Annotated in this window: 17 protein-coding genes; 12 read left to right on the top strand and 5 right to left on the bottom strand. The window is 32.3% G+C overall.

Translation table 11 applies throughout. The annotated features are described in order from the left end of the window. The first annotated feature begins 161 nt into the window (after positions 1 to 161). The 8 genes from Q4512_RS01870 to Q4512_RS01835 all read left to right on the top strand — a co-directional run bounded on the left by Q4512_RS01870 (position 162) and on the right by Q4512_RS01835 (position 10,668). The gene (locus Q4512_RS01870; RefSeq protein ID WP_303421021.1) at positions 162 to 1,322 is read left to right on the top strand and encodes a homogentisate 1,2-dioxygenase; all 1,161 of its coding nucleotides are present in this window, start codon (positions 162 to 164) and stop codon (positions 1,320 to 1,322) included. 130 nt (positions 1,323 to 1,452) lie between these two features. After that, entirely contained in the window at positions 1,453 to 2,613 is a 1,161-nt protein-coding gene (hppD, locus tag Q4512_RS01865) for a 4-hydroxyphenylpyruvate dioxygenase (RefSeq protein WP_303421019.1), read from the top strand. 147 nt (positions 2,614 to 2,760) lie between these two features. Then, entirely contained in the window at positions 2,761 to 3,543 is a 783-nt protein-coding gene (locus Q4512_RS01860; RefSeq protein ID WP_303421017.1) for a DUF3108 domain-containing protein, read from the top strand. After that, a complete protein-coding gene (locus Q4512_RS01855; RefSeq protein WP_303421015.1) occupies positions 3,543 to 4,460 on the top strand; it encodes a tryptophan 2,3-dioxygenase family protein in 918 nt (305 codons plus the stop codon). Before Q4512_RS01860 ends, Q4512_RS01855 begins: the two co-directional genes overlap by 1 nt. Then, a complete protein-coding gene (locus Q4512_RS01850) occupies positions 4,418 to 5,749 on the top strand; it encodes a peptidoglycan DD-metalloendopeptidase family protein (RefSeq protein ID WP_303421013.1) in 1,332 nt (443 codons plus the stop codon). Before Q4512_RS01855 ends, Q4512_RS01850 begins: the two co-directional genes overlap by 43 nt. Positions 5,750 to 5,752: 3 nt before the next feature. Continuing rightward, positions 5,753 to 7,375, top strand: coding sequence for a glucose-6-phosphate isomerase (gene pgi / locus Q4512_RS01845; protein ID WP_303421011.1), 1,623 nt, complete (start codon positions 5,753 to 5,755; stop codon positions 7,373 to 7,375). Between the two features lie 156 nt (positions 7,376 to 7,531). After that, positions 7,532 to 10,123, top strand: coding sequence for a TonB-dependent receptor (locus Q4512_RS01840; protein ID WP_303421009.1), 2,592 nt, complete (start codon positions 7,532 to 7,534; stop codon positions 10,121 to 10,123). Between the two features lie 107 nt (positions 10,124 to 10,230). Continuing rightward, positions 10,231 to 10,668, top strand: a complete 438-nt coding sequence (locus tag Q4512_RS01835) for a hypothetical protein (RefSeq protein ID WP_303421007.1) — start codon at positions 10,231 to 10,233, stop codon at positions 10,666 to 10,668. 159 nt (positions 10,669 to 10,827) lie between these two features. On the opposite strand, the gene Q4512_RS01830 is transcribed toward Q4512_RS01835, so the two are convergent. Then, positions 10,828 to 11,886 carry an endonuclease/exonuclease/phosphatase family protein gene (locus tag Q4512_RS01830; protein ID WP_303421005.1) on the bottom strand — a complete coding sequence of 353 codons (1,059 nt, stop codon included), beginning with the start codon at positions 11,884 to 11,886 and terminating at the stop codon, positions 10,828 to 10,830. Between the two features lie 139 nt (positions 11,887 to 12,025). Between Q4512_RS01830 and Q4512_RS01825 the strand changes: the two genes are divergently transcribed. The 3 genes from Q4512_RS01825 (at position 12,026) to Q4512_RS01815 (ending at position 16,739) form a co-directional block, all read left to right on the top strand. Continuing rightward, complete coding sequence (locus Q4512_RS01825) at positions 12,026 to 14,800, top strand: TonB-dependent receptor (protein WP_303421004.1); 2,775 nt, start codon at positions 12,026 to 12,028, stop codon at positions 14,798 to 14,800. A 35-nt stretch (positions 14,801 to 14,835) separates the two neighbouring features. Then, positions 14,836 to 16,284 carry a DUF5689 domain-containing protein gene (locus Q4512_RS01820; RefSeq protein WP_303421002.1) on the top strand — a complete coding sequence of 483 codons (1,449 nt, stop codon included), beginning with the start codon at positions 14,836 to 14,838 and terminating at the stop codon, positions 16,282 to 16,284. Positions 16,285 to 16,361: 77 nt separating this feature from the next. Beyond that, positions 16,362 to 16,739: a hypothetical protein gene (locus Q4512_RS01815; RefSeq protein WP_303420997.1), complete on the top strand. Its 378-nt coding sequence runs from the start codon at positions 16,362 to 16,364 to the stop codon at positions 16,737 to 16,739. Between the two features lie 77 nt (positions 16,740 to 16,816). Here the strand turns inward: Q4512_RS01815 and Q4512_RS01810 are convergent, their stop codons facing one another. Further along, positions 16,817 to 17,788, bottom strand: a complete 972-nt coding sequence (locus Q4512_RS01810) for an endonuclease (RefSeq protein ID WP_303420995.1) — start codon at positions 17,786 to 17,788, stop codon at positions 16,817 to 16,819. A 134-nt stretch (positions 17,789 to 17,922) separates the two neighbouring features. On the opposite strand from Q4512_RS01810, the gene hflX reads away from it, so the two are divergent. Beyond that, positions 17,923 to 19,137: a GTPase HflX gene (hflX, locus tag Q4512_RS01805; protein ID WP_303420993.1), complete on the top strand. Its 1,215-nt coding sequence runs from the start codon at positions 17,923 to 17,925 to the stop codon at positions 19,135 to 19,137. A gap of 389 nt (positions 19,138 to 19,526) precedes the next feature. Here hflX and Q4512_RS01800 read toward each other — a convergent pair whose 3' ends face one another. From Q4512_RS01800 to Q4512_RS01790, 3 genes are all read right to left on the bottom strand, one after another. Further along, a complete protein-coding gene (locus Q4512_RS01800; RefSeq protein WP_303420991.1) occupies positions 19,527 to 20,480 on the bottom strand; it encodes a DUF3078 domain-containing protein in 954 nt (317 codons plus the stop codon). 93 nt (positions 20,481 to 20,573) lie between these two features. Beyond that, complete coding sequence (locus Q4512_RS01795; RefSeq protein WP_303420989.1) at positions 20,574 to 21,092, bottom strand: DUF2480 family protein; 519 nt, start codon at positions 21,090 to 21,092, stop codon at positions 20,574 to 20,576. A 77-nt stretch (positions 21,093 to 21,169) separates the two neighbouring features. Beyond that, positions 21,170 to 23,005: an ABC transporter ATP-binding protein gene (locus Q4512_RS01790; RefSeq protein WP_303420987.1), complete on the bottom strand. Its 1,836-nt coding sequence runs from the start codon at positions 23,003 to 23,005 to the stop codon at positions 21,170 to 21,172. Positions 23,006 to 23,008 lie beyond the last annotated feature (3 nt).

The following is a 23,008-nucleotide window of genomic DNA, read 5'->3' as shown; positions in this document are numbered from 1 at the left end:
TTAACTATTAACATCGGATTAGTTTAATAATTTAAAGTATCCAGATGAAACCATTTTGGCAAGACATATTAATCTTTTTAAAGTTTCTTATTAAAAGAAACCCTGAATGATAATGCATTATACCATTTAAAAAAGTACCTATTAACTTTAAATTTAAAAGAATGCCATTTTATCATAAACTCGGGAAAATTCCACCCAAAAGACACACACAATTTAGAAAACCGGATGGTTCTCTGTATGCCGAACAATTATTTGGTACCATAGGCTTCGATGGAATGTCTACAAATTCTTATCACGAGCAAAGACCAACACAAGTAAAAGAAATAAAAAAACAATATAGTGTAGCACCAAAAATTGCTAAAGCAAACCATATACAATCGTATCGTTTTAGAGGTTTTCAAGTCAAACCAGAAAACGATTATTTAGAAAGCAGAAAAGCAGTACTTACTAATAGTGATTGTACTATAATTCTTGCAGCTCCAAAACAAGCAACACAAGATTATTTTTATAAAAATACAGATGCAGACGAATTAATTTTTATCCATAAAGGAACAGGAAAACTTCGTACACATCTTGGCAACCTAGACTTTAAATATGGTGACTATCTTTTAGTACCTAGAGGCGTTATTTACAAAATAGACTTCGATACCGAAGATAATAGACTCTTTATTGTAGAATCTAAAAGACCCATATATACGCCAAAAAGATACAGAAACTGGTTTGGGCAATTACTAGAACATTCCCCTTTTTGCGAACGCGATATTCGTCAGCCATATGAGTTAGAAACTAATAACGAAAAAGGCGACTTTACCATTAAAGTAAAAAAACAAGACGATATTTTCGAAATGGTCTACGCATCACACCCTTTCGATGTGGTAGGATACGATGGTTACAATTATCCTTATGCATTTTCTATTCACGATTTCGAACCAATAACAGGGCGCATTCATCAACCACCTCCAGTGCACCAAACTTTCGAAACCGATGCATTTGTAGTTTGTAGTTTTGTACCAAGATTATACGATTACCACCCAGACTCCATACCAGCACCTTACAACCATAGTAATATTGATAGTGATGAGGTGCTCTATTATGTAGATGGCGATTTTATGAGTAGAAACGACATAGCGGCAGGACACATAAGTTTACACCCAGCAGGAATACCACATGGTCCACACCCAGGAGCTACAGAACGTAGTATTGGGCAAACAAAAACCGATGAGTTAGCTGTTATGGTAGATACCTTTAAACCATTAATGGTTACCGAGGAAGCAATGAAAATTGCAGACGAAGAGTACCTTAAATCTTGGTTAGAACATTAAATTATTAATTATTAGAAGCTATTTCCTGCTTTCGGCAGTCGCTCTTTTCAAGGAGCTCCAACAAAGCCTCAATCAGGGCTAGGTATTTTTGCAAACAAATAGCTTTAACAAACATTAAAATCATCTAAAGATGGCAAAAGAAATTAAATCAGTAAACTACGGTTTAGAAAAAATATTCGAAGGAGCGCAAGACTTTCTTCCACTTTTAGGAACAGATTATGTAGAGTTTTATGTTGGTAACGCAAAACAAGCAGCCCACTTTTATAAAACAGCATTTGGGTTTCAATCACATGCATACAAGGGTTTAGAAACAGGATCTAAAGACTCCGTAAGTTATGTGTTAACACAAGACAAGATTAAGTTGATGCTAACCACGCCCTTAAATAGCAAATCACCAATAAACAACCATATTGTAAAACATGGAGATGGTGTAAAAGTAGTGGCGCTTTGGGTAGAAGATGCAAGACAGGCTTATAAAGAAACCACTGCAAGAGGCGCAAAATCATACATGGAGCCAACAGTAGAAACAGACGAACATGGAGAAGTGGTTCGAGCAGGAATCTATACCTACGGGGAAACGGTGCACATGTTTGTAGAACGTAAAAATTACAATGGCGCATTTTTACCAGGATTTCAGAAATGGGAATCCGATTATAACCCACCAACCGCAGGATTAAAATACATCGATCATATGGTTGGAAATGTAGGTTGGAACCAAATGGATGTTTGGGTGAAATGGTATGAAGATGTAATGGGATTCGAAAATTTCTTATCGTTTGATGATAAACAAATTCACACAGAGTATTCCGCACTAATGAGTAAAGTAATGTCTAATGGAAACGGAAGAATAAAATTCCCAATTAACGAACCAGCAGAAGGAAAGAAACGCTCACAAATTGAAGAATATTTAGATTTTTACGAAGGAGCTGGTGTCCAGCATATTGCTGTAGCAACAGATGATATTATTAAAACTGTTTCGCAATTAAGAGCCAATGGAGTAGAGTTTCTTTCTACACCTCCAGAAGAATATTATAGAGCTGTTCCTGGAAGATTAGAAGAGTTTAGCCATGAATTACGAGAAGATATTGAAAAATTAAAAGGCTTAGGTATCATGATTGATGCAGATGAAGAAGGGTATCTTCTGCAAATTTTTACCAAACCAGTAGAAGATAGGCCAACTTTGTTTTTTGAAATCATTCAAAGAATGGGAGCAAAAGGATTTGGAGCAGGTAATTTTAAAGCACTTTTTGAATCTATTGAAAGAGAACAAGCTAAAAGAGGAACCTTATAACAAATATTTAACACCTTACTACTTAAAAACTCTAACAATTATAAGGTTAGAGTTTTTTTGTTTTTTACTTTTGGAATAGTAATTGTAATTATTACATAATAACAATATAATGTAAGATAGTGAGTTACATTTACAACCTATAGCAATATGAGCAAATTATTAATATTATTACTAGCATTAGCTACGATGAGTTCTACACAAGCACAAGAGGCAGAAGCTTTTCAAGCTGGAGAATGGTTTCGTTTCGAAATGAGCTACAGTGGCTTCTTAAAAGCAGGAAATGCAACCTTAACTGTAAAAGATGATGAAATAGATGGAAAACCAGTATATCATGTTGTAGGTAAAGGCTGGACAACAGGTGCAATTAAGTGGTTCTTTAAAGTAAAAGATAGATACGAAAGCTATTTTGATAAAACTACGCTATTGCCATATAGATTCATTAGAAACATTGATGAAGGTGGTCATACCAAAGATATAGAAATAGACTTTGATCAAGAAAATAGAAAAGCACATATCAACAATAAAAAGAAAAAGAAAAAACTTGTTGTAGATACCAAACCAAATGTACAAGACATGGTTTCTATGTATTATTACTTAAGAAACAAAATAAATATTTCTACTCTTAAAATAGGTGATGAAATTAAAACAGACATGTTTTTTGATGAAGAAAATTATGGTTTTAAAATTAAGTACTTAGGTGAAGAAATTATAGAAACAGAATTTGGAGATGTAAGAACACTAAAATTTAGACCATATGTTTTAGCAGGACGCGTCTTTAAAGAAGAAGAAAGTTTGACGCTTTGGGTTTCAAAAGACAAAAATAAATTACCTTTACGTATAAAGGCAGATTTAGCTGTAGGTTCTCTTAGAGCAGATTTAGATGCTTTTAAAGGCTTAAAACACCCTTTTAAAATTATTGCAGATAATTAATGGATAAAGATATAACCAATCAACTCAAAGAAAAATTCGATAATATAGGCCAAGATTTAGATGTACATTTACAAGGCTTATTATATAGTAAACCAATAAATTATTGGGATTATATACAAACAGACGCATTGTTAGATCTTCAAACACAACGCACTGTTTTACCAGACGAAATGGTCTTTATCATGTATCATCAAATTAACGAATTGTTGTTTAAAATGATACTTTGGGAAATCGATCAAGTAGCTAAAAAAGAAGAAATTGAAGCTCCTTTTTTTACTGAAAAAATAATGCGTATTAGTCGCTATTTCGATATGCTTACCTCTTCATTCACCATTATGAAAGATGGCATGGATGTAGAACAATACAACAAGTTTAGAAATACCTTAACGCCAGCGAGTGGTTTTCAAAGTGCACAATACAGAAAAATAGAGTTTGCTTCCACAGAACTCATCAATTTAATTGATAATAGATTTAGAGATACTATCGATAGAAACACACCTTATGAGCATGCTTTCGATCATTTATATTGGCAAGCTGCAGGAAAAGACTACAAAACAGGTGAGAAAAGCTATTTATTAACAGTTTTTGAGGATAGATATAAAGACGAATTTATTAGATTTACAAAATTTTATAACACGCATAATCTTTATACTAAATTTAAAGCATTACCACAAGGTGTTAGAGAAAATAAAGAATTAATAAATGCGATGCGTCATTATGACCATACTGTTAATATTAAATGGGTTATGGCCCATTATAATACAGCAAACCATTACTTAAATATTGGAGGTAAAACTGCTGAAGCTACAGGAGGAAGTGAATGGGTAAAATACATGCATCCTAAATACCAAAAAAGAATATTTTTTCCAGAACTATGGAGCGAGCAAGAATTAAAAGATTGGGGAACAGATGTGTAATTGCAATAGCGACTATATGTTTGTTTTATAGCTGTAAACAAGAACCAAAAGAAATTATTTCCGAAGAAATAGCAATTGTAGAACCAGAAGAGGTTTTAGAGTTTGGCTTTAACCTCAATGATTATATAGTAAAAAGAGATACTATTCAAAAAGGGGATAGCTTTGGCGAAATATTACAACGTAACAGTATCAGTTTTGCTAATATTTTTAAAATTGCCGAAAAATCAAAAGATACTTTCGATATCAGAAAACTACAAGTAGGTAAGCCATACACCCTGTTATGTACTAAAGGGGATTCACTAGAAAAACCAAATTGCTTCATATACCAACCAAATAAAGAAGAATATGTAGTAATTAATTTTCAAGATTCTATTCATGCATATACCAGTAGAAAACCTATAAAATATGTAGAAAAAGAAGTGGCAGGTATCATTACTTCTAATATTTCAGAAGCATTAGATAATCAAAATGTAAGTGTGCGTTTAGCGTATAAATTAGCAGACGAAATTTATCCTTGGACTATAGATTTTAGACGCTTGCAAAAAGGAGATCGTTTTAAAGTAATCTACACCGATAAATATATAGATGATAGTATTTATGCTGGAGTTGCAGATGTAAAAGCTGCTTTTTTTGAACATAATAACGAACCTTTTTATGCTTTCGAATTTGAAACAGATAGCATCAAAGGGATTTCCGATTATTTTAATGAAGAAGCCAAAAATCTTCGTCGGGCTTTCTTAAAAGCACCTGTTAAGTTTAGCCGAATTTCATCTCGCTATAATTTAAAAAGACGTATTGCTTATTATGGTAACAAAATACGTCCGCATAGAGGTACCGATTTTGCAGCGCCAAAAGGAACACCAATTCTTGCAACTGCTAACGGTACTGTAATAGAATCTACCAGAAGAGGTGGTAACGGTAAATTTGTTAAAATAAGACATAACGCAACTTACGAAACGCAATACCTTCATATGAAAGCGCAAAACGTTAAAAAAGGACAGTTTGTTAAACAAGGAGATGTTATTGGATGGATTGGCATGACTGGAAATACAGGAGGGCCTCATGTATGCTATCGTTTCTGGAAAAATGGAAAAGAAGTAGATCCATTCAAACAAAAACTTCCAGAAGCAGAACCTATTTCAGATAGTTTAAAAATAAAATATTTAGACTTTATTAAACCACTAAAGCTTCAATTAGATAATATTCAATATCAAAGCCAAGAACTAGAAGAAGAGCTAATCGAAGAAGAGTTATTAGATGCGAACCTAATTACACATGTAAACCACTAAAAAATGGCAATACCAAAAATTAACCCAACTACAACAAAAGCTTGGAAAAACCTTGAAACACATTTCAACAAAATACAAGATGTTGAAATGAAAAAATTATTTGCTCAAGAAGACAAAAGAGCAGAAAAATTCACCATTTCTTGGGAAGATTTTTACGTAGACTTTTCCAAAAATCGAATCACTGATGAAACTTTTTCACTGCTTTTACAATTAGCAGAAGAGGTGAAGTTAAAGGAGGCAATGCAAGCGTATTTTTCTGGTGAAGTAATTAATGAAACTGAAAAAAGAGAAGTATTACATACTGCTTTAAGAGCTTCTAAAGATGCCAATATAAAAGTGGAAGGTGTTAATGTAATGCCAGAAATATTTTCGGTAAAACAAAAAATAAAACAATTTTCTGAAGCTATAATCTCAGGAAATCAAAAAGGATATACAAACAAAGCTTTTACACATGTTGTAAATATTGGTATTGGTGGCTCAGATCTAGGACCAGCAATGGTTGTAGATTCTCTTCAGTACTATAAAAATCATTTAACTACACAATTTGTAAGCAATGTAGATGGAGACCATGTAAATGAAGTGATAAAAAAGCTAGATCCAGAAACGACACTATTCGTTATTGTTTCTAAAACATTTACAACACAAGAAACCTTATCTAATGCAACAACATTAAAAAACTGGTTTTTAAAAAGTGCAAAACAAGAAGATATCGCAAAACATTTTGTAGCGGTTTCTACTAATATTGAAAAAGTTAAAGATTTTGGTGTAGATGAAAATAATATCTTCCCCATGTGGAATTGGGTTGGTGGCCGTTTTTCTCTTTGGAGCGCAGTGGGATTAACCATTAGCTTGGCAGTAGGAAATCAAAATTTTGAAAAGCTACTTCTAGGAGCAAATAAAATGGATAATCATTTTAAGACTCAAGATTTTAAAACCAATATTCCAGTTGTACTAGCTTTAATTAGCATTTGGTATAATAATTTTTTTAAAGCAGAAAGCGAAGCGATAATTCCATATTCACAATACCTAAATCAATTTGCTACTTATTTACAGCAAGGTATTATGGAAAGTAATGGTAAAAGTGTAGATAGAAATGGAGAATTGGTAAAGTACCAAACAGGAACAATCATTTGGGGAGAACCAGGAACGAATTCGCAACACGCCTTTTTTCAGCTAATACACCAAGGAACAAAACTTATACCAGCAGATTTTATTGGGTTTGCTAAATCTTTACATGGTAATAAAGACCATCAAGACAAATTAATGTCTAATTTTTTCGCACAAACGGAAGCGCTTTTAAACGGAAAAGATAAGGATGAAGTTATTGCAGAAGGAACAGAAGAAACATTAATACCTTTTAAAGTATTTCAAGGTAATAAACCAACCAATACTATTTTTATAGATAGCCTTACTCCAGAAAGCTTAGGAAAACTTATCGCTATGTACGAACATAAAATATTTGTTCAAGGAATAGTATGGAATATTTTTAGCTATGATCAATTTGGAGTAGAGCTTGGTAAACAATTGGCGGGAAAAATTTTAAAAGAATTTGAAAATAACACTTTTGCTAATCATGATGCATCTACCTTAAATTTATTGAAGCATTTTAAAAAATTAACAGATTAATTGTTGAAAAGTCTGTTTATAGTTTTTAAAACAGAGTAAAACATACTCTGTTAATTTTTATTAAATTCGAGACAGAATGAATTGTTAACGTTAAGTTAATGTTTAACCATTAATTAGATGTAATTTTGCAAAAAAATTTAAACCAATTTTAATAAAATGAAAAAAATTACAAGATTTTTATTTTTAGTAGTAGCACTTGTGTTTACTACAGGAACTATGGCACAAAGTACAGTTACAGGTACTATTATTGATGCCGAAATGAACGCGCCACTTCCGGCAGCGAACGTTATAGAAAAAGGTACAGCAAACGGTGTGTCTTCAGACTTTGATGGTAATTTCACAATTACAACACAAGCAAACTCAGGAGAAGTTGTTGTTTCTTATGTGGGTTATACTCCTATAACGCTAGCCTTTAATGGTAACACAGACTTAGGAAACATTACTTTAGCTAGTGATAATTCTTTAGAAGAAGTAGTTATTATTGGATCTGGAGTTATTGATTTAGCAGAAGACAGAGCTACGCCAATTGCAGTATCTACGGTTAAAAAAGTAGAAATTCAACAACGTGCTATTGGTAACGTAGAGGTTTCAGAAATTATTAAAAACACACCTTCTGTTTATGTATCTGGTCAAACAGGTTTTGGTGATTCTCAAATGTTTTTGCGTGGATTTGACCAAACTAACATTGCAGTTTTATTAAACGGGCAACCTGTTAATGGAATGGAAGATGGTCGAGTTTATTGGTCTAACTGGGCTGGTATTGCAGACGTTGCAAATGGAGTGCAATTACAACGTGGTTTAGGTTCTTCTAAATTAGCTATCTCATCTGTTGGTGGTACTATGAACTTAGTAATGAAATCTACTGATAGAACAAAAGGAGGATTTGTTAGATTTTTAAGTGGTAACGATAGTTATATGAAAGCTACAGCATCTTATGATACTGGCTTAAACGAAAAAGGATGGTCTTTTTCAGTATTATTAGACCATTGGCAAGCACATAGAAAATGGGCAGAAGGTACTTTTGGTTCTGGTCAAACGTATTTTTTCTCTGCAGGATATAAGCCAAACGATAAGCATGCATTCAATTTATTGTTAACTGGAGCACCACAACAACATGGACAACGTTGGTCTCAAAGTAAAGAAACTCTTAGAGATGACCCGAAATTTAACCAACATTGGGGATATACTTCAGGTGGAGGAACTGGATATTATAATTCAGAAATAGAATCAGAAAGAACAAACTATTACCACAAGCCAGTATTTAACTTTAACTGGGATTGGAATATTTCAGAAAAAACAGATTTATCAACAGTAGCTTATGCATCATGGGGACGTGGTGGAGGAACTGGTGATAGAGGAAACGGAAGAATTAGAACTGATGACGGACAAATAGATTACTTTGCTATTGAAGCTCAAAACGAACTTATTGGTGTTGGAGGTGATTATGGAGCTCCTTTAGGAGCTGGGTACATAAGAAGATCTTCTGTAAATAACCACTCATGGTATGGTTTAGTATCTAACCTTGGATTTGATTTAAACGAAAACATAAACCTTAATGTTGGTGCAGATGTTCGTTTTTATAGAGGGGATCACTTTAGACAGGTATCCGATTTTTATGGTCTTACAGGTTGGGCTAATGACAGACCAGATGGTGAAGTAGTTACAGATAACTTTGCACCAAATCCTTGGGCTGCATTATTTAACTTTGCAGATGAAGGGCAACGTATTGATTATGACTATTCTGAAAATATTAATTATCAAGGTGTTTTTGGTCAAGCTGAATATGCTAAAGATGCTTTTTCAATCTTTTTTCAAGGAGCAATATCTAACCAATCTTACCAAAGAGAAGGTCGTTTTGAAAATGAAGGTTTAGGGAAATCAGATAAAATAAATAAAGTAGGTTATAACTTAAAAGGTGGTGTTGCTTATGCAATGGACGAAACGAGTAAAATATACTTCAATGCAGGTAAATATTCTAGACAGCCTTTCTTAGATAATATATTTAAAGATATTAGAAGTTCTAATGATATATTTGAAAATCCAGAAGTAGACAATGAAGATATTACAAGTTTTGAATTAGGATATAAATTTCAAGTTAATAAATTTAGAGCTAACTTTAACTTCTATCATACAGATTGGGATAATCGTGTGATTTTAGGAACGGATATTGATGAAAATGGAACTCCTAGTGATGACTCTGATGATATTGAATTAAATATTTTTGATAGAGGTGTTCGTCAAATTCATAAAGGTGTTGAGTTAGATATGCAATATAATGTAACTAATCGTGTAAGTTTAACTGGTTATATTTCTGGTGGTAGTTGGGAATATGAAGGTACATCAGATGTGTCTATTTACAATGATGAAACTGGAGCTTTAGTTTCAGAATCTGCAGGAACAGATAGAGATGGTGTTAAAATTACTAATGCTCCTCAATTTACAGCTGGTTTTGGTGCTAGAGCAAGTCTAATCGACGGATTAACTATTTATGGAAACATTAACTATTACGATAGATTATTTGAAAATGATGGTAATTCTGTTCAAACAGAAAATGTTGGTAGAATTAAGCCTTATTCATTAACAGATTTAGGGTTAAGTTATGACTTTAATATCGGTGATAATAAATTAACTTTTGTTGGAAACGTATTTAACGTGTTTGATGAAGTAAGAATTCAACAATCTGACAACTTTGGATATTACAACACAAATGGAATGACATTTAACGGTTCTCTTAAATATAATTTCTAATTATCTAAAAGTTTAAAATATAAAAAACCTCTTCATTTATTTGAAGAGGTTTTTTTATGCCTAATAATTACTACATTTGTTGTCATACTAATTCAAACTTAAATTTCATGTACAGTATAGTAAAAAACCTTCATTCCTATTGGGCTTATTTAGTTCTTATTATTTTAATATTAGCAGTAGTAAATAGCTTAATTAAAACTTTTGCAAGTAAAGAATATGAACCAAAAGATTTTAGAATTGCTTTGTTTACGCTTATTGTTTCTCATATTCAATTATTAATTGGCTTGGTGTTATACTTTACTTCTCCAAACGGATTAAGCAATATAACTACAAATGGAATGGGAGGCTTATCTCCTTTTGCTAGACTTTTAGCTGTAGAGCACCCTTTTGTTGGTATTCTTGCAGTCACTTTTATTACTATAGGGTATTCTAAACATAAAAAGAAGCTAACCTCTAAGCCAAAGCACAAAACGATTGCTATATTTTATACGATAGCTTTACTGTTAGTGTTATCTAGAATTCCGTGGAGTGTTTGGTTAGGCTAAAAAGAGTTTAACAAACGAAAACTACCTTAAAAACAAGATGGTTAATTAGGTTAAATTCGAGAAATTAACTAGTATTCTAATTGTATTCCTAGTGATATAACAATAAAAAAGGCTTCCTAAATTTAGGAAGCCTTTTTTATTGTTATAAGTAGTTCAGTTTTATTCTGTGACCTCTTTAATAAGATACGTGTAAACAGGAAAGTGATCACTAAAGCCATCTGTAAAACCACCATCAGCAAAACTACGTTTTGGATAGCCTTTATATCTTCCTTTTTTATTTACTAAGTAGTTTTTATTGAAAATCCCAGCTTTATATAATGAAAAAGTAGAATAATCTTTTTCTAGTAATGGTTTTGTTACCATAATTTGATCAAATAAACTCCAAGCATCTCTATAAGCAGTTGTACCTAAACCTTCTTTTTTAAACATGTTAGTGTATGGATTATAAAGTCCTTTAAAACCAACTTTGTCTTTGTTGCTTTGCGCTTTTAATACATCTTTAACGCTTTCATTGGTTGGGTCATCATTTAAATCTCCCATGATAAAAACTTTAGCATATGGATCTATAGATTGTAAAGAATCTAAAATTTTCTTAGATAGTTTGGCTGCAGCAACACGTTTCGGTCTACTACGAGCTTCTCCACCACTACGAGAAGGCCAGTGATTTACAATAAGATGAATCATTTCACCGTCTAATTTACCACTTACTAATAATTGATCTCTAGTGTGTTTACGCTCTTTGGTTTTGTCATCATAAATTTTTAAGGTATGACTACTGGTAGATAAAGGAGTAAAAAATTTCTTTTGGTATAAAAGAGCAACATCAATACTTCTTACATCTGGCGAATTATAATGTACAATTCCATAATCGTGTTCTATTAAAGCAGGATCATTTACTACGTCTTCTAGTACTTCTCTGTTTTCAACCTCACAAACACCTAAAAGTACTGGCGAATTATTGGTAACGTCTTTTCCTATTTCAGAAATAACACGAGCCATATTTTTAACTTTTTTCTGGTACACTTCAAACTGTTTGGTTTTCATTTCCATTATAGGACTTCTTTCATCGAACTTACTTGTGTCATTAATAGTGTCAAATAAATTTTCAAGATTGTAAAACCCAACAGTATGGACTTTGAATTTCTTTTTTTCTTGAGCTTCTACAGTGAAAACTACTGTTAAACACAGTGCTGCAAGCCAGAATTTTAAATTTTTCATGAATGTGAATGTTATGTTATAGTTATGTTAATACAAAACTCCTGCCAAATGTAAATATTTATTATAAAAAATGTAAATTTGCGTGCTTTAAATAATAATTATTTAATGTAAAAAGAGTTTACTAACTATAAATTTAAGTATGCAAAAAAGATTTCTAATTCTTTTCTTCGGAATTTTATCAGGCTTTACCACGCTTGCACAGCAAACCATGGTAACAGGAAGTGTGAAACAACCAATTTCTCTCGAGCCTATTTCAGATGTTACTGTTACTATTGAAGAAACAAACCAGTCTACACTCACCAATGAGTTAGGAGTGTTTACGTTTAGCAGTGATTTGCCTTTAGGCGAACAAGTTTTAAGATTAACTAAAGATGGTTTCGTAATACAACGTTACCCAATTGTAGTTAATGAAGGTGAAACATTAACCATAAATGATATGGTTATGGAAAAAGACTTATCAGGTAATGACTTATTTACCATTACACTTTCTGATGATGAGTTAAATGATGATACTACTGGAGCAGATAATATTTCTGGTTTATTATCTTCTTCACAAGACATATTTCAACGTACAGCTGCTTTCGAGTTTAGCTCTTCTTTCTTTAAAGTAAGAGGTTTAGATTCCGATAATGGTTCTGTTTTAATTAATGGAATTGAAATGAACAAGCTATATAATGGTAGACCACAATGGAACAATTGGGGTGGACTTAATGATGTTGTTCGTAACCAAGAACTTACTACAGGTTTAACACCTTCAGCGTACAATTTTGGTGGTATTTTAGGAACAACTAATATCAATACAAGAGCTTCTTCTTATAGAGAAGGAGGTCGTGTAACGTATTCGTCTTCTAATAGAAGTTATACAAACCGTTTAATGGCTAGTTACGCTTCTGGAGCTTTAAAAGGAGGTTGGGCTTATACGGTTATGGCAGGTAGACGTTGGGGAAATGAAGGATATCAAGATGCTTCATTATATGATTCTAATTCGTTTTTTGCATCTGTTGAAAAACAATTTGGAGATAAGCATAGCTTAAATTTCACATCTATATACGCACCAAATAGAAGAGGTAAATCTTCACCAAATACACAAGAAGTATACGATCTAAAAGGTATTCAGTATAACGAATATTGGGGTTGGTTAGATGGTGAAAAAAGAAATTCACGTATTAAAGAGGTAGAAGAACCAATTGTAATGTTAAATCATTATTGGGATATTTCACCTAAAACAACTTTAAATACTAATGTTGGTTACCAATTTGGTAAATTAGGAAACAGTCGTTTAGATTATTCTGGAGGTTCAAACCCAAGTCCAGCATACTACCAAGATTTACCTAGTTATTATACAGCAGATGATGATGGTCCTGATAATGCAGGAGCATATATAGCAGAACAAAACTTTTTAAATGGTGGCCAAATAGATTGGGAATACATTCTTACAGCAAACCAAAATAATAATATAGATACTAATGGTAGTGAGCCAGCAGCTTATGTGTTATACGAAGATCGTGCAGACGATAAGCAACTTACTCTAAACTCTATATTAAGTTCTGAAATTAATGAAAACATTTTAATTAATGCTTCTCTTAACTATAAGACATTAAAATCGGAAAACTTTGGAGAAGTTATTGATTTATTAGGTTCTACAGTAGGAGCTTTAAATGTAGATTCTTTTGATAATTTTCAATACGATGCCCAAAACCCAGATAGATTAGTTGGAGAAGGCGATAAGTTTAGATATAACTATAACTTATATGCAGATGTACTTTCTGGGTATGCGCAAGCACAATTTAAATATAATAAAATAGACTTTTTTGTTTCTGGAAGCTTATCAAACACTACATACCAAAGAGAAGGTTTATGGGAGCATAGTAAGTTTTCAGGAGATGATTCTTACGGAAAAGGAAAAGAACTTAGCTTTAATGGCCTTGGAGCTAAAGCTGGATTTACCTATAAAATAACGGGTAAACATTTATTCGATGCAAATGCTGGTTATATTGAAAGAGCTCCTTCTTTACGTAATACATTTTCTAACTCTAGAGAAAATCATAATATAGTAAGAGGTATTGAAGAAGAAAAAGTAACTTCTTTCGATGCTAGTTATATTTTTAGATCTCCTATCGTTAAAGCAAGATTAACAGGATTCTATTCTACTATTAAAGATGCTAACGAAGTTGGTTTTTACTACGCAGACGGATTAAGTGGTGATGCTATTGCAGAAAACGAAACTTCTGCATTTGTACAAGAAGTTTTAACAGGAATAGATAAAAGAAATATTGGTGTAGAGTTTGGTATTGAAGCTCAAGTAACTCCTACGATTAAGTTAAAAGCGGCAGGTTCCTTTGGTGACTATGTTTATGATAACAACCCAGACTTATATCTAACTTCAGCAAGTTTCGAATCGGAAGATGGTTCTATATCTTACGGACAAGCAAATCTTAAAGATTATAAAGTCGCAGGAGGGCCACAACGTGCAGCTTCTATAGGTTTTGAATATAGAGATCCTAAATACTGGTGGTTTGGTGCAACAGCTAACTTTTTCTCTAACGCTTATGTAGATGTTAATGCATTAACTAGAACCGAAAACTTTTATTTAGATGCAGATGGTTTACCATTTAATGATTATGATGAAGAAATAGCTACAGAATTATTAAAACAAGAAGAATTTGACGATTATATGGTTGTAAATCTTGTTGGTGGTAAGTCTTGGAAAATAGATCAGTACTATATTGGCTTTTTTGCTAGTGTAGGTAATGTACTAGATAAAGAGTACAAAACTGGTGGTTTTGAACAAGGTAGAAATGCAAACTATAGAGAATTAAGAGACGATAATGCCAATCCATCTCGTGTATTTGGACCAAAATATTGGTACGGTCGTGGTGCTAATTACTTTGTAAATGTGTACTTTAGATTTTAAAAAAAAAAGAAAAATTAATAAAAACATTACGAATTATGAAAACTAGTAAATTTTTAACCCTAATATTAGCTTTTGTTGCTTGTATAGCAATAACGTCTTGTGTACAAGATGACGATTACACAATCCCTAGTAGTTTAGGTGATGATGAAAATGAAGCTTTAACTGCCATGTTAGCATCTGCAACTGAAGTAGATCTTGCTTATGTAAAAGCATTATATATTGAAGATGGAGCAGAAACTGTGCCTTTTTATGTTGAAAACGATATTTATGTAAAAGGATATGTATCTTCAAGTGATAAAGATGGAAACTTCTTTAAAGAATTTTATCTTCAAGATGCACCTTCTAATCCAACAGGAGCTTTAAAAATTATTATAGACCAAGTAGATACATACAACCAATACAATAAAGGTCGTGAAGTATATATTAGCTTAAAAGGACTTCAAATTGGAGAAGAAAGAGTTGGAAATGGAATCGTTACTATTGGTGGAGGAACAGAGTTCGACCAATACGGTGGTGTGGTTACTAGAGTAAACGAAAACCAAATTAGAGATAACATTTTACGTTCTGATGTAACTGAAGAAATTATTCCTTTAGCAGTAACTTTTTCTGAACTTACAGATGCTCATGTAGGAGTATTTGTTGAAATTGATGGCGTAGAGTTTGCTGATAATTTAGATGGTGAACGTTATTTTGATGCAGTTCAAGTTTACGATACACAAAGAACTTTACAAGCTTGTAGCGGATTCACTTATTCTAACATGTCTTTAGAAACAAGTTCTTTTGCTACTTTTAAAGAACATTTATTACCAACAGGAAATGGATCAATTAAAGCAATTGTTAATAAAACTTTTGATGGTAGTACACGTATTTTAGCTTTAAATACTGTAGAGGATGTAGCTTTAGATGGAGCTCGTTGTTCTACATTAGATGAAAGCGATTTTAGCGAAATCTTTTTTGAAGATTTTGAATCTATGAGTACTTTTTCAACGGTTTCTGGAAATGGATGGACAGCTTATGCAGAAGAAGGATCATACAACTGGAGAGCATTAACTACTACAGATAGTGGTAATCCTGGACCTGGAAATGTAATTGCTTCTATGGGAGCTTATAATTCTAATTCTCCTAGTAATATTGCTTGGTTAATTAGCCCATCTATAGATTTAGATGCACAAGAATACGAATTTGTTAACTTTCAATCTTCAAATAGTTTTTCGGATGCTAGTGAATTACAAGTACTAATTTCTACAGATTGGGATGGTACTGAAGCAAATATTACAACTGCAACTTGGACTACACTTTCGGATGCTACTGTAGTTGATGCTAGTGAGTATTACCAAGACTGGATAGATTCTGGTTTAGTAGATTTAAGTTCTTATTCTGGAACTGCTTATGTTGCTTTTAAATACATTGGAGGAGATGATGGTTCCGACAATATTGATGGTACTTTCGAAATTGATAACTATAAAGTATTAGCAGAAAACTAATCTTCATAATATAATATCTTTTAAAACCTGCTAATTCCCTTTAGCAGGTTTTATTTTTTAACTAGACTTCCTAATAAATGACACTTTTCGATACTTTATTCTTCAGCGTTTTTAAGCATTATAAAGATGCTAAAAATAAAAAAGCAAACCAACTTGCTACAATCTACATTTCTGTATTACAATGTGCTTTATTATTGCTTTTTGGTGTGTTTTTTGCTGGATTTTTTAAACAAATGAATATGACAACCATGTCGCAAGATAAAGCCATAGTATTATTCATTCTAGCAGGTATATTTATATTTTTTAAAAACTGGATGCAATACGCAGGAAGAAAAAGAAAAGTACTAAATGCTAAAATGCTTAAAAAAAAATCGGTTGGCTATAGTATTTTTATGCTTTGGTTACTCCCAATTGCTTGTATTGGTTTAGCAGTCGTTATTTATCAAGCGGTTTAAAAGGTTTGTGTAATTAAACCAGAAAGATTTATCGACAAGCTCGAAATGACATGAGTTACAGTCATCCGCCATTTCCTCTAATCCCTATTTCTTAAAACCGCATATACAGGAAAATGATCACTATAACCACCTTGATATCTTTTACCAACATAGGTTCTAAAAGGAGAACCTTTATATTTTCCGTTAGCGACTTTTAAAAAATCGGCATCAAAAATATTGATTTTTTCCAGGTGTAATGATTTTTCGGAGGTTTCTAAAAAATTCTTAGTAACAAATATTTGATCAAATAAAAACCACTGTCTTTTATGTTTACTAGTTCCTCTAGTAAAAGAGCGTAAGTTTCCCATAGGGTTAAACAAATCAAAACCACTTACTAGACGCTTAATACTAGTACTAGAAGGATCATCATTAAAATCACCAATAATTAAAATTTTAGCATCAGGATCATTAAGTTTTAAGTTCGAAATTATTTCTCCAACTTTATTAGATCCAGCCATTCTTTTGTGTTCTGTTTCTCGTTCTCCTTCACGTCTTGAAGACCAATGATTAACAATAACATGTATTTTATTGCCAGCTAATTCACCAGAAACTAGTAAAATATCTCTAGTGTAATCTGGCAAGCCTGCATCGTTATAAAGCTCTAAAGCGAATTTTTCTGAAGTTTCTACAGTAAAAACAGTAGCATCATAAAGCAAAGCTACATCAATACCGCGTTCGTCTTTAGAATTGTAATGCACATAATTATAATTACAATTTTCTAAATGTTTAGATGTAATTAAATCTTGTAAAACCTTAGCGTTTTCCACTTCTGCTAAACCAATAATTGCTGGATGTTTTCCGTTTTCTTTTCTTCCTATATTAGAGATGGTATATCCTAACTTGCGTAACTTATTCTTGTAACGCTTTGCAGTCCAACGTTTATCTGCTCTTGGTAAAAAATCATTATCATGCTTTTTTTCATCATCAAAAATATCGAACAAGTTTTCGGTATTATAAAAAGCTATGGTATGTACATTTACATCTTCAGGAATGTCAGAATAATCAATCATTAATATCGTTTATTTATAATAAGTTCGCTAGTTTAGAATAAAGATTCTAACAACAAAACAGCCTTTTGTTATTCTTCAAAAATATAAAAATTAAACTGCTAACAATTGATTAACTTTGTACTTTAATTGAATTTATGATAGAAAAGAAAGATATAGCCCTTGAAAGAGCAGTTTTAATAGGAGTAATTACTAAAAATCAAGACGAAGATAAATCTCAAGAGTATTTAGATGAGTTAGAGTTTTTAACATTTACAGCTGGAGGAGAAGTATTAAAGCGATTTACCCAAAAACTAGATACACCAAACCCTAAAACATTTATTGGAACTGGGAAGATGGAAGATGTACGTAAGTTTATTGAAAAAAATAATATCGGTACAGCGATTTTTGACGACGAACTTTCTGCAGCTCAAGAACGTAACATAAGTAAAATTCTAGAATGTAAAGTACTAGATAGAACCAATCTTATTCTCGATATTTTTGCGCAAAGAGCACAAACCAGTTATGCAAGAACGCAAGTAGAATTGGCACAATGCGAATATTTACTACCAAGATTAAAAGGTATGTGGACGCATCTAGAACGACAAAAAGGTGGTATTGGAATGCGTGGACCTGGAGAAACAGAAATTGAAACCGATAGACGTATTGTAAGAGATAGAATTACACTACTAAAAAACAAAATAAAGACCATAGACAAACAAATGTCTGTACAACGAGGTAATCGAGGTAAAATGGTAAGAGTAGCGCTTGTAGGTTACACCAATGTTGGTAAATCTACCTTAATGAATGTAATTAGTAAAAGTAAAGTATTTGCCGAAAACAAACTCTTTGCAACTTTAGATACTACTGTTCGAAAAGTTGTTATTCAAAATTTGCCTTTTTTATTGAGCGATACAGTTGGTTTTATACGTAAGCTACCAACCCAATTAGTAGAGAGTTTTAAAAGTACCTTAGACGAGGTTCGAGAAGCAGATTTACTATTACATGTGGTAGATATTTCGCATCCTAATTTTGAAGAACATATAGAATCTGTAAACAAAATTTTAGGAGAAATAGACAGTTCCGACAAACCAATGATCATGGTTTTTAATAAAATTGATGCTTATGAAGCAGAACCTTACGATGAAACCGATTTAATAGCAGAACGTACCGAAGAGCACTATTCTTTAGAAGAATGGAAAAAAACTTGGATGCACAGGGTTGGTAAAAACAATGCCTTATTTATTTCTGCTTTAAACAAACAAAATTTGGTAGACTTTAAAAAACGTGTGTATGATGAAGTTCGTGAAATTCATGTAACCCGTTTTCCTTATAATCATTTTTTATATCCAGATTATACCGAAGAAGAGTAGAATTCTATTACAACGTCACTTCAAGTACTTTCGAAGTATAAGTATTTGTTTTAAAAAGTTTGGCAATTTGCTTTTGGTAGAAATAGCCAAAAGCAACCACGCTTTACACTATATCTTTCTGCAAAGTAGTATAGCATTTGTATCAAGTCCTTATTCATAGACAAAAAATATTTTAAAAAAACCATAGCATAATTATTCTTTGCATAAAGGATGCCGTTGCAATCGTTATTGCGGGCTGACTATTATGGTTCTAGCAAAGAATAGCAGTAAGATAATCTGTGCTCTCTATTTTTAGATAAAGGAAGCAGTACATGAACAACATATTTACAAACAAAAAACGCGCTTCATAGAAGCGCGTTTTTAAAAATATAATTTTTATTTTCTAATAATTAGAAACCATAGTTAAAACCTACACCAAAAGCTTCTCTAATTTGAAAACCATTTGGGTTTGCGTTGTCATCGTAAATCGCTTGAAATACTAAGTTCGCAGAAATGTATTTGTTTACAGCCATAGAAAGATTCATAGTGTAATCGATATCTACATTTTGAGGATCTTCTAAATAGTTAGTATATAAAGCTAAGATGTTTTCCATAGAAATGTTTTTACCTAAGTTTAATTTATAATACCCTCTTAATGCAGCGCCTAACTCAAAACGAGTAGTGTCACCAGGATCAGTACCAAAACTTCCAGCAAATTCATCATGCACTATAATTAATTTAGCAGCAGCAGGAGAAATCATAACATTTAAGTTATCCGATTTTTTCCATAACATTCCAGGTCCAGCTTGAAAATAAGCAGGTGAGAAGAAATGTGACGTAGTAGCAATAGTATTACCATTAGTGTCATATAAAAACCCTTTGTCCATTTGTGTTTTAAAGTTAAAATAAGCTGAGTAATACCAGTTACCACTTGCTTTTTTACCACCAATAGAGTTAAATTCAATTCTGTCATTAGACTTAGTGAAATCGTCAGCTCCTTTAGTTTTATTCACACCATAGTCAACAATAAGTTTATTGTCCCAAATGTAATCTCCTTTAATTAAGTTCGCATCGTAGTTAATTAATAGGTTAGCAGCTAAGTTACCTATTCCTCCACCAGTCCATTCATTGTTGAATGCAGATTGGTTAAAAGTTACTAAAACATTACCACCTTTTCTCCATCCTGGTAAAGCATCAATTTGAGCTTGTAGCGCATTTGCTTCTGCTTGAGCAGCATCAGCTATAGCTTGCTTTTCTGCTTTTTGAGCTGCTAATTCTTCTTTAGTTAAAGTGTTTTCATCTGTCTGTGCATTTACTGAAGCTACTCCAATAAATAATGCAACTAATAAAAATATTTTTTTCATTTGTTTTGTTTTTTGAACGCGCAAAAATAAGTATTAAGACTACAATACTTTATACTAATATTGGTTTATTCTTCTTAAAATAGATAAAGTGATCTATTTTGACGATAAAGTGTTTTTAAATAGTGGGACAGCAGAACACGCCTCGCCAAACATGATAGATTTAGCAATAGGTTTTAACTTGTTGGTAATCATTAGGTAAGCGCTCGAAGGTACTGGTTTTTTCGAGCAACCTTTAATGATAATTGGTTTGTCCTTATAACTAGTAATATCTAGATTTTGGATAATTTCTTGGTATAGTGAAGTTTCTAAAGTTTCTAAGTTTCCTAAAACGGTAGTATTTGTATAAGGTTCTAGGTGAATACTTAAAAGCATATATGCCCAATCTGGTACAATCGCATCTGTTGTACAAGTAAGTGCAACAAAAGTATCTTGATACTGTGACCAATCATGATCTTTTACTAATGCTCTAAAGTCTTTTTCGCGTAAAACAAAGCCTTCATAAAGCCAGTCTTTAATGTCAAAAAGTATACGCTTGCCTTGTGGATAATAATCTTCAAGATCAAAGACTTCTAATTTGCTATTTGCAACGCGATTTATAATTTCTTCTGCCATAATACGAAGATAGGTGTTTTAAATTATTTGTTAAATGGGAATTCGAGTGAAATTCTTAACAGAATTTACAAGAGTAACTATTGGTAACCCTCAGCTTGTAGTGTAAATAAATCTGCATAAAGAGATTTGTTTTTCATGAGTTCTTCATGTGTGCCAATCTCTAAAACGCGTCCTTCTTCTAAAACTAAAATTCTATCTGCTTGCCGTACAGTGCTAAATCTATGTGAAATAATAACACTTGTTTTATCTTTTGTTAAGCCTATAAAACGATCGAAAACTTCGCTTTCAGCTTTAGCGTCTAATGCCGAAGTTGGTTCATCTAAAATCATTACTTTGGCGTCTTTCATATATGCTCTAGCTAATGCAACTTTTTGCCATTGTCCTCCAGAAAGTTCTTGCCCTTTCGAAAAACGTTTACCAAGCTGTTGGTCGTAACCAAATTTTAAATCTTGCACTACTTCATTAGCTAAACTAAGTGCTGCAGCATTTTCAATTTTTAATTGGTTATCTATTTCATCAATATCTCCAATAGCTATATTTTCTCTTACGGTAAATTCATATTTAAAAAAGTCTTGAAAAATAACACCAAAATACGCTTGGTATGCAGCTTTATTAAATCTGTTTATGTTAATTCCGTCTAATAATATTTCACCAGAAGTAGGTTCGTAAAAGCGCAATACCAATTTGGTTAATGTCGTTTTTCCTGCTCCATTTTGACCTACAAACGCTAATTTTTCACCCGCTTTCATAGTGAAACTAATTCCTTTTAGTATTTCGTTTTCAGATCCTGGATATGCAAAATGTACATTTTTGAATTCAAATCCTTCCTTAATAACTTCCGGAAGAGGCATGTCTTCTTTGTGCGATGGTGCAATAGAGATATCTAAAAAATCAAAGTAATCTTTTAAGTATAAAGCACTTTCTGTAATACGAGTAAATTTAGAAAAGAAGTCCTGTAAATTTTTGGTAAGTCTATTAAATGTTCCAGATAAAAAGGTTAATTCTCCTAGAGTAATCATTCCTGAAATTACTCTATAAATTATAAATATATAAGCGCCGTAATAACTTAATGTGCCTAAAACATTAAATACAAATCCTAAAGCAGAACGTTTTACTGCTAGTTTTTTATTTAAATCGTAATATTCTTGTGAGAGGTTTTTAAATCGATCAACAACAAAATCTGTTAATCCAAAGAGTTTTATTTCTTTTGCTGTTTTGTCATTTGCACCAATAAAACGCAAGTAGTCTAGTTCTCTGCGTTCTGCAGTCCAACCTCTAGCTAAAGAGTATTGTTGTTGGCTAAACCAAATTTCGTTTATAAACGAAGGAATAATACTTAATACTAAAAGGATGATTAAGTAAGGTTCAAAATAAATTAAACCAGCGATTAGTGTAAGTATAGATATTAAACTTTGTACTTCGCCTAATGCATTAGACATAAGACCTACACGGCTGGTTGTTTGGGTTCTTGCGCGTTCTAGTTTGTCATAAAACTCAGAATCTTCAAGAAGGCTGATATTTATTTGATTTGTTTTTTTTATGATTCTTACGGACGAATCGATAGAATAAGAATCACCAAGCAAACCGTCTGTTAAAGAAATGGCTCTACTCACTAAATCGGAAATAATAATAAGACCAAACTCTATGGCAACATAGGTCCAAAGTAACGATAAATCGGCAACCTCTGTTTTCGTTTGAAGAATAATTTCATCAATTATTATTTTGCCAATCCAAAGAATTACAACTGGTAAAACGGCTCCAATAAGCCTACAAAAAGCAGATAGTAAAAAGAGTTTTTTATTGGTTTTCCAGATTTCTTTAAAAAATCTAGGAATAAAAACTAGCGCACTAAAAGATTCTTTTAAGCTAGTTTTTTTGCCATCTTTAAGAGATTTAGGTGCTTGTCTTGGCATTAA

Source organism: Oceanihabitans sp. 2_MG-2023 (assembly GCF_030547245.1).
Lineage (GTDB): Bacteria > Bacteroidota > Bacteroidia > Flavobacteriales > Flavobacteriaceae > Oceanihabitans.
The sequence above is the reverse complement of the archived record's forward strand: the minus strand, read 5'-3'. Positions and strand labels throughout refer to the sequence as shown.

Coding starts and splice junctions, on each gene's coding strand:
- Q4512_RS01870 (WP_303421021.1), top strand. CDS start 162: ATGCCATTTTATCATAAACTCGGGAAAATTCCACCCAAAAGACACACA.
- hppD (WP_303421019.1), top strand. CDS start 1,453: ATGGCAAAAGAAATTAAATCAGTAAACTACGGTTTAGAAAAAATATTC.
- Q4512_RS01860 (WP_303421017.1), top strand. CDS start 2,761: ATGAGCAAATTATTAATATTATTACTAGCATTAGCTACGATGAGTTCT.
- Q4512_RS01855 (WP_303421015.1), top strand. CDS start 3,543: ATGGATAAAGATATAACCAATCAACTCAAAGAAAAATTCGATAATATA.
- Q4512_RS01850 (WP_303421013.1), top strand. CDS start 4,418: ATGGAGCGAGCAAGAATTAAAAGATTGGGGAACAGATGTGTAATTGCA.
- pgi (WP_303421011.1), top strand. CDS start 5,753: ATGGCAATACCAAAAATTAACCCAACTACAACAAAAGCTTGGAAAAAC.
- Q4512_RS01840 (WP_303421009.1), top strand. CDS start 7,532: ATGAAAAAAATTACAAGATTTTTATTTTTAGTAGTAGCACTTGTGTTT.
- Q4512_RS01835 (WP_303421007.1), top strand. CDS start 10,231: ATGTACAGTATAGTAAAAAACCTTCATTCCTATTGGGCTTATTTAGTT.
- Q4512_RS01830 (WP_303421005.1), bottom strand. CDS start 11,886: ATGAAAAATTTAAAATTCTGGCTTGCAGCACTGTGTTTAACAGTAGTT.
- Q4512_RS01825 (WP_303421004.1), top strand. CDS start 12,026: ATGCAAAAAAGATTTCTAATTCTTTTCTTCGGAATTTTATCAGGCTTT.
- Q4512_RS01820 (WP_303421002.1), top strand. CDS start 14,836: ATGAAAACTAGTAAATTTTTAACCCTAATATTAGCTTTTGTTGCTTGT.
- Q4512_RS01815 (WP_303420997.1), top strand. CDS start 16,362: ATGACACTTTTCGATACTTTATTCTTCAGCGTTTTTAAGCATTATAAA.
- Q4512_RS01810 (WP_303420995.1), bottom strand. CDS start 17,788: ATGATTGATTATTCTGACATTCCTGAAGATGTAAATGTACATACCATA.
- hflX (WP_303420993.1), top strand. CDS start 17,923: ATGATAGAAAAGAAAGATATAGCCCTTGAAAGAGCAGTTTTAATAGGA.
- Q4512_RS01800 (WP_303420991.1), bottom strand. CDS start 20,480: ATGAAAAAAATATTTTTATTAGTTGCATTATTTATTGGAGTAGCTTCA.
- Q4512_RS01795 (WP_303420989.1), bottom strand. CDS start 21,092: ATGGCAGAAGAAATTATAAATCGCGTTGCAAATAGCAAATTAGAAGTC.
- Q4512_RS01790 (WP_303420987.1), bottom strand. CDS start 23,005: ATGCCAAGACAAGCACCTAAATCTCTTAAAGATGGCAAAAAAACTAGC.